Raw genomic sequence first — 12,834 nt, 5'->3', positions numbered from 1 at the left:
CCTACTTCTTCTCCGCCGGCCGGACGACCTTCTTGATCTTCTCCTGGCCGACCTCGTCCTCGCCCAGCGGCGCGACGGGCTCGTCCTTGATCAGAAGCTCACCCGAGGAGGTGGTGAAGCCCTTCTTGAACTCCGTCACGCTGTCCTTGAGGGCGGTGACGGTGTCGTCGGACAGCTCGCGGGTCTCCCGGATGCTGTCGAAGATGCCCTTGTGCGCGCTCTGGATGTAGTCCAGGAACTCCGACTCGAAGCGGCGGATGTCCTCGACCGGGACCTCGTCGAGCTCGCCGGTGGTGCCGGCCCACACCGACACGACCTCGCGCTCCAGCGAGAACGGGCTGTACTGGGGCTGCTTGAGCAGCTCGACCAGGCGCAGACCGCGCTCAAGCTGAGCCTTGGAGGCGGCGTCGAGGTCGGAGGCGAACGCGGCGAACGCCTCCAGGTCGCGGTACTGCGACAGGGCCAGACGGAGCGTGCCCGCGACCTTGCGCATCGCCTTGGCCTGCGCGGAACCACCGACTCGGGAGACGGAGATACCGACGTTGATGGCGGGGCGCACACCGGCGTTGAACAGGTCGGTCTCGAGGAAGACCTGGCCGTCGGTGATGGAGATGACGTTGGTCGGGATGAACGCCGAGACGTCGTTGCCCTTGGTCTCGATGATCGGCAGACCGGTCATCGAGCCGCCGCCCATGTCGTCGGAGAGCTTGGCGCAGCGCTCCAGCAGGCGGGAGTGGAGGTAGAAGACGTCGCCGGGGAAGGCCTCACGGCCCGGCGGGCGGCGCAGCAGCAGGGAGACCGCGCGGTAGGCGTCGGCCTGCTTGGTCAGGTCGTCGAAGACGATCAGGACGTGCTTGCCCTGGTACATCCAGTGCTGGCCGATGGCAGAACCGGTGTAGGGGGCGAGGTACTTGTAGCCGGCGGCGTCGGACGCGGGAGCGGCCACGATGGTCGTGTACTCCAGCGCGCCCGCCTCCTCCAGGCGAGCCCTGACCTGCGCGATCGTGGAGCCCTTCTGGCCGACCGCGACGTAGACGCAGCGCACCTGCTTGGTCGGGTCGCCCGAGAGCCAGTTGTCGCGCTGGTTGAGGATGGTGTCCACGGCGATCGCGGTCTTGCCCGTGCCACGGTCGCCGATGATCAGCTGACGCTGGCCACGGCCGATCGCGGTCATGGCGTCGATCGCCTTGATGCCGGTGGCGAGGGACTCCTTCACCGGCTGGCGCTGGACGACCGAGGGCGCCTGGAGCTCAAGGGCGCGCAGGCCCTCGGACTCGATGTGGCCCTTGCCGTCGAGCGGGTTGCCCAGGGGGTCGACCACGCGGCCGAGGAAGTTGTCGCCGACGGGCACGGACAGGACCTCGCCCGTCCTGCGGACCGTCTGGCCCTCCTCGATCTTGCTGAAGTCGCCCAGGATAACGACACCGATCTCGCGGGTGTCGAGGTTCAGTGCCAGGCCGCGCGTGCCGTCCTCGAACTCGAGCAGTTCGTTCGCCATCGCCGAGGGAAGGCCGGAGACGTGGGCGATGCCGTCGCCACAGTCGACGACGGTCCCGATCTCCTCGCGCGCGGCGCCTTCCGGTTCGTACGCCTGGACGAAGCGCTCAAGCGCGTCCCGGATCTCGTCCGGCCGGATCGTAAGCTCCGCCATCTCTTCTCTGTCTCCTCTTATCGCCTAGCCGGCCAACCGGCGGCGGACTTCTTCGATTCGTCCCACGATGGTGGTGTCGATGATCTCGTCGCCGATGCGGACCGAGAATCCACCGAGCACACGCGGATCCACCTCGACGTTCAGGTGCACGTCGCGGCCGTAGGAGCCGCGCAGCCACGCCGTCAGGCGCTGCTTCTGCTCCTCACTGAGCGCGACGGCGCTGCGCACCACCGCGACCAGGCGCTGCCGCTGCTGAGCGACAAGCTGCCCGAACTCCTCGAGGCCACCCTCCAGGTTACGTCCTCGCGGGTGCACTGCCAGCTGTGTGACCAGACGCAGCGTGGACGGCGCGACCTTGCCGCCGAGCAGGCTCTGCAGCAGTTGCTGCTTGCCCTCGGCGGGGGCGGACGCGTCGGTGAGAGCGCGGCGCAGGTCGGGGTTGGCGGCGACGATGCGGCCGAAGCGGAAGAGCTCGTCCTCCACCTCGTCCAGCTTGCCCTGTCCCTCGGCCTCGGCGGCCGCGGCGACCACGCCGAGCCGCTCCAGCACGTCGGTCAGGTCGCCGGCGCGCGACCACCTGGCCGCGACCGCGGCCTCGGCCGTGTTCAGGCTCGCCTCGCTGACCTTGCCCTGAAGCAGGCCGCGAAGGGTCTCCGCCTTCTGCCCCGCGGGCCTGGCCGGGTCGGACAGGGCGCGGCGCAGGCCGTGCTCACGGTCGAGCAGGTCGGCGACCGCGAACAGCTCGTCGGAGAGCGTGCCGAGGTCGGCGCTGCCGGCCGCGGCGTTGAAGCGCTCCTCGACCTCGGCCAGCGAAGACCTGCTCAAGCCCCTCATTACCGCACCGCCGTGGAGTTCTCGAGCTCGTCGAGGAACCGGTCGACGGTACGGCGCTGCCGGACTTCGTCCTCAAGGGACTCGCCGACGATGCGTCCGGCCAGATCGGTCGACAGGCGGCCGATCTCGTTGCGGAGCGAGGCGAACGCCGCCTGGCGGTCGGCCTCGATCTGGGCGTGCGCCGCCTCGACGAGACGCCGGGCCTCGGCCTGCGCCTCCTCGCGGAGCTCGGCCTTGATCTGCGCGGCCTGCTCACGAGCTTCCTCGCGCAGACGGGCCGCCTCGTGCCTGGCCTCGGCAAGCTGGTCGCGGTACTGCTGCTGCAGCGCCTGCGCCTCGGCCTGAGCCTCCTCCGCCCTCTTGATGCCACCTTCGATGGCGTCGGTCCGCTCGGCCAGAGTCTTCTGGATGCGCGGGGTGAGGACCTTGATGAGGAAGAAGGCGACGACGGCGAACGCGAAGATACCGACGACAAGCTCGTACGTGTGCGGAAGGAGCGGGTTGTAACCCTCCTCCGCAGCGAGGAGCGTAGCTGCCTTAGTCATGGGTGCAGCCTTTCGTCAGAGGGCCTTCGGATTACTTGATGCCCTGGAAGATGAACGGCGCGACCAGACCGATCAGGGCCAGGGCCTCGGTGAGGACGAAGCCCAGGAGCATGTTCTGGCGGATCAGGCCGTACGCCTCCGGCTGGCGGGCGATGGCCTGCACGCCCTGACCGAAGATGATGCCGACGCCGATGCCGGGGCCGATGGCGGCGAGACCGTAACCGATGGCGGTGACGTTGCCGGAGACCTCAGCGAGAACGCTCATTGCTGTTTTCCTTTACTGGACGGCCGGTGAAGCGGAGTATCACCGGTCTCGGACTGTTCCGGTATGTGGTTCTCAGTGCTCCGCGTGCAGCGCGCCGCCGATGTACATCGAGGCCAGCATCGCGAAGAGGAATGCCTGCAGGAACTGGATGAACATCTCGAAGCCGGTGAAGATGATGGTCATCACCACACCCAGCACGCCGATCGGGGCGCCCAGCGGGGTCAGCTTCTCGAACAGGAACCAGAAGCCCACCATGCTGAAGAAGGCCAGCAGCATGTGACCGGCGAACATGTTGGCGAACAGTCGCACCGCGTGCGTGAAGGGCGCGATGATCATGTTCGAGAGGAACTCGATCGGGGCCAGCAGGAAGTAGATCGGCTTGGGCAGTCCCGGGGGGAACATCATGTTCTTGAAGTAGCCGATGGCACCCTGGTGCTTGACGCCGAGGTAGACCTTGAGGATGTAGATCGAGATCGCGAGCACCGCGGGGAAGGCGATGTGCGAGGCGACGGGGAACTGGATGAGGGGCACGACGCCCATCAGGTTCCAGACGAGCACCAGGAAGAAGATGCTCAGCAGCAGACCCATCCAGCGGTCGGCGTCCTTGCCCAGGAAGGGTCGGGCGACCTGGTCGCGCACGAACATGTAGCCGTACTCGGCGACGTTCTGGACACCCCGGGGCACGATCTTCGGCTTGGCGAAGGCGGCCCAGCAGAACCAGATCACGATGATCGAGCTGAGGACCGCGAGGAGAACCGGCTTGGTGAACCAGGCGACCCCGGGAATGATCGGGGCAAGGTCGAACAGTGACTCGGGCGTCGGCGCCCCGAACTCGCCAGGAGTGTCGGCGGCCAGGACCGTCAGCGCATTCACGCGGCGTCCCCTTCAACGTCGTAGTGGATCACAAGGGTTTCCTCAGCGAAGCGATCGCCGGGTGGGATCAGCGACCGTACTTGCGGTAGACCAGGTAGACGGCGAGCGCGACCCCCACGACAATGCCTATGGGGAAGAGCGCGGACGTGCCGAGCCAGCGGTCCAGCAACCAGCCCGCACCGCCGTAGATCGCCATCCCGGAGAGAAGGTAGCTGGGAATCGACCACGCGGCGTTGGCGAAGTCCTGGCCGTCGTCCTCGGGCCGGCGCTTCTTCTCTTCGCTCATCGCGCGCCCGACGATAGCAGGCAAGCGGAGGACTAGTCATATCGGACCCCGCCCTTTGCCGTGCTCATGAGTCGCCCTGGCCCGGCACTTTGGCCTCGGGGTCCACGTAGAGCATCTTCGTCTTCATGAACGCCCTGACTTCCGCGGCGGTCCACACGATCGTGCAGATCACCACGCTCCAGGCGAAGGCCTGCGGGTTCCACGCGGTGGTGTCACCGAACGTGGAGAGCATGACCATGATGACGACGACTTTGACGAGGTAGCTGACCATGGCCGCGGCGGCCATCATGTGCGGGGAGATTCTGGCGGCGTAAGAGACGACCACCACGCTGATGCTGAAGAAGACACCGACCAGCGCGAGCCCGACCAGGGCTCCGATGGCTCCCTTACCCCCCGCGACGAAGAAGGCCACGATGGCGGCAACGGCGCCCACGACCAGCGTGGGCAGCGCGGCGCTTTTGAGTACGCGCACGTCGTTGGCCTGCATCGGTGCTCCCGTAGCGAGTTATCAAGCGAGCGTTTGCTACCCCCAGAGCCGGTGCTTCCAGGGGGCCTTGCTCGTGAAAGATATCACAAGCTCACGGAAGGCCGCTTTTACCTGCCGTTTCTAGTTCGCGATCATGAACCGCCGGGGAACGCCTGGACGGTGTTGCGCTCCTGGGGCGGGGACGGGCGGCGTACCTGCCGGGTGACCTCGTCGAATGGCTGGATGGCGGGCATCGGGCCGGTCGGCGGGCCGTCGTCGTCATCGTCGGACCGGCCGCGCGCGGCGGCGTGCGCGCCGCCGCGTCCGCGGAATCGGGGCAGCGCCATCATCACCAGCACGCCGAGTGCGAGCAGAATCACAATCGGGAAGAGCAGGATCGGCACGCCGAAGACCGACATCGTCACCAGGCCGAAGGCGAACAGGATCGTCCACGCGTACATGATCAGCACCGTGCGGCGCTGCGAGTGGCCGATGTCGAGCAGCCGGTGGTGCAGGTGGCCCCGGTCGGGCGCGAACGGCGACATGCCCTGGGAGGTGCGTCTGACCACGGCGGTTATCAGGTCGGTCAGCGGCAGGACCAGCACCGCCACCGGCAGCAGCAACGGCACCAGCGTGCCGAACTTGTTGATGCCGTCGAAGGAGAACGGGTCGAGCGGGGTCACCGTGATGAGCGAGCCGGCCAGCACCAGGCCCAGCAGCATCGCGCCGGTGTCGCCCATGAAGATCTTGGCCGGGTGGAAGTTGTGCGGCAGGAAGCCGAGACACATGCCGATGAGGATCGCGGTGATGGCCGCCGTGGTGTTGATGCGGTTCTGCTCGATGGCCTGGTCGAGGAAGATCGAGTACATCCAGGTGGCCGCGGCGGCGATGCCGACGATGCCGGCCGCCAAGCCGTCGAGCCCGTCGACGAAGTTCACCGCGTTGATGGCGACGACCACGATGAGGATCGTCAGGACCGCGCTCAGGTTGTAGTCGAGAACGTACGCGCCGCCCCAGCTGTCGGGCAGCGGGATCGAGGTCAGGCGCATGTCGAAGAAGACCATGACGCCCGCCGCCGCGATCTGGCCGCCCAGCTTGATGAAGGGGTCCATGCCCCACCAGTCGTCCAGGAACCCGGTCAGCGTGATCAGGCCGCCGGCCACGATCAGCGCCAGCGTGGTCTGCTCCTGCGACAGCACGTAGCCGGTGCGGTTGAGGTTGCCGGCCACGAGCAGGCCGGCGACCAGGCCGAAGTACATGGCCAGACCCCCGAGGCGCGGGGTCGGCGTGGTGTGCACGTCGCGCTCGCGAACCTCGGGCATCGCTCCGATGCGGATGGCGAAGCGACGGACCAGCGGCACGAGTAGAAACGTCACCGCCGCCGCGACCAAAGCCATGAAGAGGTATTCGCGCACGGGCATCAGTTTCCCTGATCATCCGGCCTGCTGTGGCCGGAAAACGACACAGAACAGCTTATAATTCGCTGAGATAAGGCTGATGTATAACCAGCAGCTCCGAGACCCGTCTCCGCACTTCAGCCACGGTGTCCGGATATCTCACCGCCTGCGCCACGAGTGTTGCCACCTCTTTCAGCTCCTCGGGCCCCATGCCCTGCGTGGTGACGCACGGCGTGCCGACCCTGACTCCTGACGTGACGGCAGGTGGTTCGGGATCATACGGGATCACGTTGCGGTTCAGGGTGATCGATGCCGCCGCGCACCGGCTTTCCGCCTCCGCCCCCGTCACGCCCAGCGGGCGCAGGTCGATCAGCGCCAGATGACTGTCGGTGCCGCCGGACACCGGGCGCATCCCCTCGGCCGCGAGCGTCTCGCACAGCGCCCGCGCGTTGGCCACCACCCGCCTGGCGTAGTCGGCGAACTCCGGCCGCAGCGCCTCCCCGAACGCCACCGCCTTGGCCGCCACCGCGTGCATCAGCGGCCCGCCCTGCACGAACGGGAAGACCGCCCGGTCCACCCGCGCGGCCACCTCGCGGGTGCAGAGGATGCCGCCGCCGCGCGGTCCGCGCAGCGCCTTGTGCGTGGTGAAGGTGACCACGTCCGCGTACGGCACCGCGCTCGGGATCACACCCCCCGCCATCAGCCCGATCGTGTGCGCCACGTCGGCCAGCAGCCAGGCCCCGACCTCGTCGGCGATGCCGCGGAAGATCGAGAAGTCCACCAGGCGCGGATAGGCCGTGGCGCCGCAGACGATCACCTTCGGCCGGTGGCGCAGGGCCAGCGCCCTGACTTCGTCGTAGTCGATCAGTTCGGTGTCGCGCCGCACGCCGTACGCCACGACGTCGAACCATTTTCCGGAGAAGTTCACCTTCGAGCCATGCGTGAGGTGGCCGCCGTGCGGCAGCGCCATGGCCAGCATGGTGTCGCCCGGCTGCAGCAGCGCGGCGTACGCGGCCAGGTTCGCCGAGGCACCCGAGTGCGGCTGGACGTTGGCGTGCTCCGCCCCGAACAGCTCCCTGGCCCGCGAGATCGCCAGCCGCTCGGCCCGGTCCACGACTTCGCAGCCGCCGTAGTAGCGGCGTCCCGGGTAGCCCTCGGCGTACTTGTTCGTGAGGGTCGAACCCAGGGCGGCGAGCACGGCGGGCGAGGTGAAGTTCTCGCTCGCGATGAGCTGGATCCCGCCGCGCACCCGGTCGAGCTCGTCGAGCAACACCTGGGCGATCTCGGGATCCCGCTGCTGCAGCAGGCCGAAGTCTGGCCCGTAGTAGGGCATTTTCTCAATGTACGCCCGTTTCCCTCACCTGACGCGGGGCCCCCTGGCACCACGCGCCGGATCGCCGTCAGGAGAAGGCGTGCGGCGCCCCCGCCGAGCTCGGCACCCAGCGCGGGGTGTCGGCGGCCTCGTCGCTGATCGAGGTGAGCACCGCCTGCCGGTAGAGGGCCAGCCTGGAGCGCCATTCCGCGAGGTCCTCGACGTAGCGGGAGCCGACGGGGGCGTCCCACGTCTGCGGGCTCCTGGCGAGCTGGTATGCCTTGTCCAGCGCGGTCGTCAGCGACTCCAGCAGCGGCATGACGGACTGCCAGGCCGTCACCAGGCGCTGGTACTCGGGATTGAACTCCCAGGCCCTCGGCTGACCGTCCAGGGCCCCGGAGGCGGCGGCGGGCGGGGTCTCGCCGGGCTGGCGTGGCTTGGGGGCGGGCGGGTCCACGTACATCAGCGACTCCTCTCGCCCGGCTCCACCGCACCCGGCGGGCCGTCAGGCCGAATGTCCTCAGGCACCCACTCCCCCTTGCCCCACTCCCCCTCGGGCACCTCCACGCCCGGCATCTCCATGGGCTGGACGTCGCGCACGTTGTCCATGAGCGTCTTGAGCGCGGCCGGGTCGATCGGCTCGGCGTCCACGGACACCACGTCACTGCCGTCCTCGGCCCACTGCTGCACCCCAGCCCCACCGGCCGCCGGAGCGCTGCCGTTCCCTCCGCCACGATCACCCGCCGGAGCGCTGTACTCGGCCCCGGTCCGATCACCCGTCGGGGTGTTGTTCCCGGTCCCGGCACGGTCGCCCGCAGGCGACCGATCGCTCGCCGGGGTGTTGTTCTCTGTCCCGGTACGGTCCCCCGTCGGGGTGCCGTTCTCTGTCCCGGTCCGATCACCCGCAGGGGTCCGGTCGCTTGCCGGGGTGCTGTGGTCGGTGCCGGTACGGTCCCCCGCCACGGTGTTGTTCTCGGTTCCCGTACGGTCGCCCGCCGGAGTGCCGTAACCGGTTCCGTTGCGGTCGCCCGTCCCGTTCTGGCCGCGGTCACCGGAGGTCTCCGGGGTGGCCGGGTTTCCCTCTGCCCGGTCGGCCGGGGTGGTGCCGTTGCCGTCGGTCCTCGGGCAGTCGCCCTGTCCGCCGGAGGGCGCGTCACCGACCGGCAGGGACGGTGCGGCCGGGGTACCGGAGGCGTCGGCGGTCCCCGGCGAATAGCCCACCGGCGGAGAGGGCGTGGCCGGGTTCCCCGAGGCGTCGCCGCTCACGGGCGCGTCTCCGGCCGGCCCGGCGGGGGTGTCCGGCGGCGGCGTGGGCGGTATCTCCACACCGGGCAGGTCCATGGGCTGGACGTCCCTGATGTTCTCGATCAGCGCCTTCAGCGCGGCGGGGTCGATCGGCCTGGCGTCCGCGGAGACCACGTCGCTGCCGTCGTTCGCCCAGGTGCTGAGGCCACCGGCGTCGACCGTCTTGCCGCCGGGCTGGATCTGGCCGGGGGTGGTGTCGCCGGACAGCGAGGGGGTGTCCTGGGGCTGGATGTCGTCGATGTTCCTGATCAGCTCCTCCAACTCCTCCGCCGTGGGCGGATCGAGGGGAACCTGCAGGACCTTCACCCCGTCCACCTCGACCACCTGCGGCTTGGTCGGGTCGAGGGGAGGCTCGGCGCCCCGGTCGCGCCTGCTGTCGCGCTCGTCCTTGGGCTCGTCGCCCTTGGGCTCGTCGCCCTTGACCGGGTCGTCCTTCTTGTCGTTCTTGTTCTCGTCGGTGGCGCTGACGTCGTCGCCCTTGCGATCCGGCTTGTCCTCCGTCTTGACGTCGGGCTTGTCGTCCGTCTTCACATCGGGCTTGTCATCCGGTTTGTCGTCGGTCTTCGCATCCGGTTTGTCGTCAGTCTTGGCGTCCGGCTTCTCATCCGTCTTGGCGTCCGGCTTGTCACCGGGCTTGTCCTCGGGCTTGGACTCCGGCTTGCCGTCCGGCTTCTCGTCCGTCTTGCGATCGTCCGGTTTGGGATCGTCGGTCTTGCGATCGTCGGTCTTGGGATCGTCCGCCCTGGGGTTGTCGTAGCGCGAGCGGTCCTGCCCGCGCTCCTCCTTGGGGTCGTCCGCGGAACCGGTGGGCGTCTTGGCGCCGTCCTTGGGCTCGGTCTTGCCCTCGTCGTTCCCGCCCAGCACCCGCACCGGGTCCTTGCCCGCGTCCGCCCCCCGAGGCGCGTCCTCACGCTTCTCCAGCACCGTCAGCCGGGCGTTGACGTCCTTGGACATCGTGTCGATGGCGTCGGCGACCTGACCCGGGCGGTGCATGGCCCGGGTGGCCAGCCCCGCCCCGCTCATCACCTGGGTGACCCGGCCCTCGATCGTGCGCAGTTCCCCCGCCGCCTGCTTCACCTCGGCCAGCAGGTCACGCACCAGCTTCGGGTCCATGCCATCGAATTTGCCCATGGGCGAGCCACCTCCGGCCACCACGGTAGGCCCGCCGTGGCCCCTGTGACCCGCGTGATAAACAGCGGGTATCGCTGGGATCAGCCGTCGGTGGCGACGTACCCGACAATTCCCCGCAACTTCTCCACGGGGATCGCTCCGGCCCTCAGCAACCGCGGCACCGCGGTGGTCAGGTCGAGGATGGTGGAGGGCGTGTTGTCGTTGGTCGGCCCCGCGTCGAGGTAGACGGCCACGGACTCGCCGAGCTGGTCCTCCGCCTCCTGCGCGGTCGTGGCGGCGGGCGAGCCGGACCGGTTGGCGCTGGAGACCGCCATCGGGCCGGTCTCCTTCAGCAGGTCGAGGGCGATCGGGTGCAGCGGCATGCGCAGCGCCACCGTGCCCTTGGTGTCGCCGAGGTCCCACGACAGCGCCCGGTTGGCCTTGCACACGATCGTCAGCGGACCCGGCCAGAAGGCGTCGATGAGGTCCTGGCCGTAGGGGCCGAGGTCCTCGACCAGGGCGTTGGCCGCGCGTACCGTGCCGACCAGCACGGGCGGCGGCATCTCGCGGCCACGGCCCTTGGCCTCCAGCAGCGCGGTCACGGCGCTCTGGGTGAAGGCGTCGGCACCGATGCCGTAGACGGTGTCGGTGGGCAGCACCACGAGCTCGCCCCTGCGTACCGCGGCGGTCGCCTCGTTCAGGCCCTCGGCCTTCTGCTCGGCGTCCGAGCAGTCAAATCGTCGTCCCACGCTCTGTCGGCCTCTCTGCGTTCCCGATGGGCGATGCTCGCCCGCATCCTAGTCCTGGGCGAGCCTCGCGGTGACGAACCTGTCCCGCCGGGTGAGATCCTGGCGCAGGCGCACGTCCCGCCAGCCGTTGTCCTCGGGGAAGGTCAGGTAGACCGCCCTGCCCTGCTGGTCGGCGTGCTCGACGGCGACCCAGCCGCCCGGCCTGAGCAGGCGGCGGGCCGTACGCTCGACCGCCCGCACCTCGTCGAGCCCGTCGTCGCCGGTGCCGTAGAGCGCCCGCGCGGGGTCGTAGTCGCGCACCTCGGGGTCGCGCGGGATCGCGCCGGGCGGGATGTAGGGCGGGTTGGAGATCACCATGTCGACGGTGCCGTTGAGCTCGGGCAGCGCCCCCGCGAGGTCATCGGGCTGCAGGTGGACGCGGCCCTGTCCGTGCTCGGCGATGTTGCGCTTGGCCCAGGTGTACGCGCCGGGGTCGACCTCGACCGCGTGGACCTCGGCCAGCGAGACCTCCTGGGCGATGGACAGGGCGATCGCGCCCGATCCCGTGCCGAGGTCGACGACCAGCGGCTGAGCCACGTCCATGGCCCGCAGGGTCTCGATCGCCCATCCGGCCATGACCTCGGTCTCCGGCCGCGGGACGAAGACGCCTGGGCCGACCTCCAGCTCCAGGTAGCGGAAGTAGGCGTGGCCGGTGATGTGCTGCAGGGGCTCGCGCGCCTCGCGCCTGGCGATGCCCTCCCAGAACAGGGCGTCGAAGTCGGCGTCCTTGACCGTGTGCAGCTCACTTCTGCGCACGCCGTGGACGAACGCCGCGATCTCCTCCGCGTCGGTGCGCGGCGACGGCACACCGGCCTCGGCCAGCCGGGCCGTAGCGTGTGCGATCTCGTCCAGCAGGAATGTCATGAGTGTTGTGCGAGCTTCTCCGCCGTTTCGGCGTCGATCAGGGCCTGGGTGACGGCGTTGAGCTCGCCGTCGAGGACCTGGTCGAGGTTATACGCCTTGAAGCCGACGCGGTGGTCGGAGATGCGGTTCTCCGGGTAGTTGTAGGTGCGGATGCGCTCGGAGCGGTCGACGGTGCGTACCTGCGACTTGCGCTCGGCCTGCGCGGCGGCGTCGGCCTCCTCCTGGGCGATGGCCAGCAGGCGGGCGCGCAGGATGCGCAGCGCCGACTCCTTGTTCTGGAGCTGGCTCTTCTCGTTCTGGCAGGAGACGACCACGCCCGTGGGCACGTGGGTGATGCGCACCGCGGAGTCGGTGGTGTTGACGCTCTGGCCGCCGGGGCCGCTGGAGCGGTAGACGTCGATGCGCAGGTCGTTGGGGTCGATCTGGACGTCGACCTCCTCGGCCTCGGGGTAGACGAGCACGCCCGCGGCGCTGGTGTGGATGCGGCCCTGGGACTCGGTGGCGGGCACCCGCTGGACGCGGTGGACGCCGCCCTCGTACTTGAGTCTGGACCACACGCCCTCGTCGCCCTTGGCCCTGATGCCGACCGTGACGTCCTTGTAGCCGCCGAGGTCGGAGTGCTGGGCCTCGATGACCTCGGTCTTCCAGCCCAGGCGCTCGGCGTAGCGCAGGTACATCCGCAGCAGGTCGCCGGCGAACAGCGCCGACTCCTCCCCGCCCTCGCCGGCCTTGATCTCCATGATGATGTCCTTGTCATCATTGGGATCGCGCGGGATGAGCAGGTGGCGGAGCTTCTCCTCAAGCTGCGGGACGCGGGCCTCGAGCTCGGCCGCCTCCTCGGCGAACGCCTCGTCCTCGCCGGCCAGCTCCTTGGCGGCGACGAGGTCCTCGCGCACGCCCTCCAGCTCGCGGTAGGTGCCCACGATCGGGGTCAGGTGGCGGTAACGCTTGCCGAGCGTGCGGGCCTTGGCCTGGTCGGCGTGCACGGCGGGATCGGCGAGCTGCGTCTCCAGCTCGGCATACTCCTTGAGCAACTCGTCGAGATTCACCGTGCGTCCTTCGTCTGTGTCCGTGCCGGCCCCATCACCAAGAACGCCGACCCGCCGCACGTCGGGGTGCGTCGGGCCGGCGTCGGTGA

Annotated in this window: 14 protein-coding genes; all 14 read right to left on the bottom strand. The window is 69.2% G+C overall.

What is annotated here, in order from left to right; translation table 11 throughout:
* Nucleotide 1: 1 nt before the first annotated feature.
* Nucleotides 2-1,651 (bottom strand): F0F1 ATP synthase subunit alpha, encoded by a 1,650-nt coding sequence (gene atpA, locus ACIBEJ_RS44455; protein WP_397189012.1) that lies wholly within the window; start codon nt 1,649-1,651, stop codon nt 2-4.
* A 24-nt stretch (nt 1,652-1,675) separates the two neighbouring features.
* Entirely contained in the window at nt 1,676-2,485 is an 810-nt protein-coding gene (locus tag ACIBEJ_RS44450) for a F0F1 ATP synthase subunit delta (RefSeq protein ID WP_397189011.1), read from the bottom strand.
* Nucleotides 2,485-3,030 carry a F0F1 ATP synthase subunit B gene (locus ACIBEJ_RS44445; RefSeq protein WP_397189010.1) on the bottom strand — a complete coding sequence of 182 codons (546 nt, stop codon included), beginning with the start codon at nt 3,028-3,030 and terminating at the stop codon, nt 2,485-2,487. The genes ACIBEJ_RS44450 and ACIBEJ_RS44445 overlap by 1 nt, the downstream gene beginning before the upstream one ends.
* Nucleotides 3,031-3,061: 31 nt before the next feature.
* Nucleotides 3,062-3,295 carry an ATP synthase F0 subunit C gene (gene atpE, locus ACIBEJ_RS44440; RefSeq protein ID WP_036327412.1) on the bottom strand — a complete coding sequence of 78 codons (234 nt, stop codon included), beginning with the start codon at nt 3,293-3,295 and terminating at the stop codon, nt 3,062-3,064.
* 72 nt (nt 3,296-3,367) lie between these two features.
* Complete coding sequence (atpB, locus tag ACIBEJ_RS44435; RefSeq protein WP_397189009.1) at nt 3,368-4,168, bottom strand: F0F1 ATP synthase subunit A; 801 nt, start codon at nt 4,166-4,168, stop codon at nt 3,368-3,370.
* Nucleotides 4,169-4,235: 67 nt separating this feature from the next.
* Nucleotides 4,236-4,454 (bottom strand): AtpZ/AtpI family protein, encoded by a 219-nt coding sequence (locus ACIBEJ_RS44430; protein WP_397189008.1) that lies wholly within the window; start codon nt 4,452-4,454, stop codon nt 4,236-4,238.
* A 64-nt stretch (nt 4,455-4,518) separates the two neighbouring features.
* On the bottom strand, nt 4,519-4,941 hold the full coding sequence (locus ACIBEJ_RS44425) for a hypothetical protein (RefSeq protein ID WP_397189007.1): 423 nt from the start codon (nt 4,939-4,941) through the stop codon (nt 4,519-4,521).
* Between the two features lie 131 nt (nt 4,942-5,072).
* On the bottom strand, nt 5,073-6,335 hold the full coding sequence (locus ACIBEJ_RS44420) for a glycosyltransferase family 4 protein (RefSeq protein ID WP_397189006.1): 1,263 nt from the start codon (nt 6,333-6,335) through the stop codon (nt 5,073-5,075).
* 58 nt (nt 6,336-6,393) lie between these two features.
* The gene (gene glyA / locus ACIBEJ_RS44415) at nt 6,394-7,650 is read right to left on the bottom strand and encodes a serine hydroxymethyltransferase (RefSeq protein WP_397189005.1); all 1,257 of its coding nucleotides are present in this window, start codon (nt 7,648-7,650) and stop codon (nt 6,394-6,396) included.
* A 67-nt stretch (nt 7,651-7,717) separates the two neighbouring features.
* A complete protein-coding gene (locus tag ACIBEJ_RS44410) occupies nt 7,718-8,092 on the bottom strand; it encodes a hypothetical protein (protein ID WP_397189004.1) in 375 nt (124 codons plus the stop codon).
* Nucleotides 8,092-10,065 (bottom strand): hypothetical protein, encoded by a 1,974-nt coding sequence (locus ACIBEJ_RS44405; RefSeq protein WP_397189003.1) that lies wholly within the window; start codon nt 10,063-10,065, stop codon nt 8,092-8,094. Before ACIBEJ_RS44405 ends, ACIBEJ_RS44410 begins: the two co-directional genes overlap by 1 nt.
* Nucleotides 10,066-10,145: 80 nt before the next feature.
* The gene (locus tag ACIBEJ_RS44400; RefSeq protein ID WP_397189002.1) at nt 10,146-10,793 is read right to left on the bottom strand and encodes an L-threonylcarbamoyladenylate synthase; all 648 of its coding nucleotides are present in this window, start codon (nt 10,791-10,793) and stop codon (nt 10,146-10,148) included.
* Between the two features lie 48 nt (nt 10,794-10,841).
* Nucleotides 10,842-11,696, bottom strand: coding sequence for a peptide chain release factor N(5)-glutamine methyltransferase (gene prmC / locus ACIBEJ_RS44395; protein WP_397189001.1), 855 nt, complete (start codon nt 11,694-11,696; stop codon nt 10,842-10,844).
* Nucleotides 11,693-12,745 carry a peptide chain release factor 1 gene (gene prfA / locus ACIBEJ_RS44390; RefSeq protein WP_397189000.1) on the bottom strand — a complete coding sequence of 351 codons (1,053 nt, stop codon included), beginning with the start codon at nt 12,743-12,745 and terminating at the stop codon, nt 11,693-11,695. The genes prmC and prfA overlap by 4 nt, the downstream gene beginning before the upstream one ends.
* Between the last annotated feature and the right edge of the window lie 89 nt (nt 12,746-12,834).

Origin of the sequence: Nonomuraea sp. NPDC050790, assembly GCF_044456745.1 — a bacterium.
In the GTDB taxonomy this organism is placed as follows: domain Bacteria; phylum Actinomycetota; class Actinomycetes; order Streptosporangiales; family Streptosporangiaceae; genus Nonomuraea.
The sequence above is the reverse complement of the archived record's forward strand: the minus strand, read 5'-3'. Positions and strand labels throughout refer to the sequence as shown.